Origin of the sequence: Mesorhizobium sp. M7A.F.Ca.CA.002.15.2.1 (genome assembly GCF_003998715.1) — a bacterium.
Taxonomy (GTDB): domain Bacteria; phylum Pseudomonadota; class Alphaproteobacteria; order Rhizobiales; family Rhizobiaceae; genus Mesorhizobium; species Mesorhizobium ciceri.
The window spans coordinates 1-1,175 of record NZ_RZPI01001042.1; the positions used below are offsets into that span (position 1 = coordinate 1).

2 protein-coding genes are annotated in these 1,175 nt (G+C 63.4%); one reads left to right on the forward strand and one right to left on the reverse strand.

The window, feature by feature from the left end; translation table 11 throughout:
• Positions 1–886 (forward strand): MFS transporter (locus ENZ74_RS32385; protein ID WP_164761425.1); only part of this gene is annotated, 886 nt, incomplete at its 5' end.
• A gap of 53 nt (positions 887–939) precedes the next feature.
• Here the strand turns inward: ENZ74_RS32385 and ENZ74_RS34825 are convergent.
• Positions 940–1,175: hypothetical protein (locus tag ENZ74_RS34825; protein WP_206522391.1), on the reverse strand; the 236-nt coding region annotated here is incomplete at its 5' end.

Consider the following 1,175-nt stretch of genomic DNA (forward strand, 5'->3'; position numbering starts at 1 on the left):
CTTCGTCGTCGCCTGCCTGGCCGGTTCGCCTGAGACCGGCAAGACGATCATCGGCATCGACCCGCTCTTCGGGCTCGACCCGAAGCTCGGCGAGGACGCGCGCGCAACCGGGCGTTTGTCAGCCGGCTGGTACTTCCTGTTCATCCTGCCGATGTTCTTTTTCACCCCCGATGCCATCAAGGGCCTGCCGATCGGCCCTGCGGTGCGAGAGGGGTTGGCGGAGCTGAAAGTGACGCTGGGCGAGGTGCGCAAGCGCAGCGGCATCTTCCGCTTCCTTGTCGCCCGCATGATCTATCAGGACGGTGTCAATGCGGTGCTGGCGCTGGGGGGCACTTTCGCAGCAGCGATGTTCCACTGGTCGATCACCGAAATCGGTATTTTCGGCATCATTCTCAACGTCGTCGCCATCTTCGGCTGCCTGGTTGCAGCCCGTCTCGATACGGCGCTTGGCTCAAAAACCATCGTCATGATCTCGCTGGTCCTGCTCAGCATCGCCACGATCGGCATCGTCTCGACCGGACCGGGCTATACTTTGTTCGGCCTCTGGATGATGCTTGGACCGGACAGCGGTGGCCTGTTCGGCACGGCAGCGGAAAAGGCCTACATCTTCTTCGGCCTGTTGATCGGTGTGGCTTTCGGGCCGGTGCAGGCGTCGTCGCGATCCTACATGGCGCGCAGCGTCACGGCCGCCGAATCCGGCCGCTATTTCGGCATTTATGCGCTGGCCGGACGGGCGACCAGTTTCCTGGCGCCGTTCATGGTCGCGTCCGTCACCCTGGCCAGCGGCTCGGCACGGCTCGGCATGGCGGTGATCGTGCTGTTCCTCGGGATCGGCATGGCGATCCTGGTCAAGACGCCCTATCCAGCGGACCGGCCGGCGGATTGAGTTCTTTCTTCCTTCTCCCCCTGTGGGGTGAGCGGCCGGTTCGCGAAGCGAATTCATCGTGCCAGTGGCACGATGAAAGGCTGACGAACGCCGGGACGCTGCGGAGCAGCGGGGACCCGGCAGGGCGGATCGTCCACCGCCCGGCCCTTCGCGGGCTCAGGGCGTTCGAAGCTCGAAAAGCCAAGCAATTGGCTTTTCGTTTGCTGCGCGAACCGCTTCTCACCCCGCAAGGAGAGAAAGAAGAAGTGCGTCAATGCCTGAAATGCCGGACGCCCGTAAACACCATGGC